Source organism: Lacinutrix sp. MEBiC02595, assembly GCF_053601555.1.
Genome location: NZ_JBSHNU010000193.1, coordinates 1 through 202, shown reverse-complemented (window position 1 = coordinate 202; position 202 = coordinate 1). Strand labels below are relative to the sequence as shown.

At 38.6% G+C, this 202-nt stretch carries 1 protein-coding gene; it reads left to right on the top strand.

Annotated elements, in window-relative coordinates; all coding sequences use genetic code 11:
- The coding region (locus tag ACVCZW_RS05840) for a hypothetical protein (protein ID WP_452231904.1) at window positions 1–202 on the top strand (202 nt) is incomplete at both ends.

Genomic DNA, 202 nt, shown 5'->3' with positions numbered 1-202 from the left:
ATTCTTACGCTTAACGATTCTATCGGTCCAGATTTAACAGTTTGTACTACAGTTACAGATGCCTCTGTAGATTGTACAGCAGATGATAACGAAACTATTGCCGATGCTTGGAATACTGCTAACATACTTGCGCTTGAATCTTGTGGTTCAGATAGTTGTGATGCAGATGGTGTTTATAACGTAACTTCCAATTACGACTTCA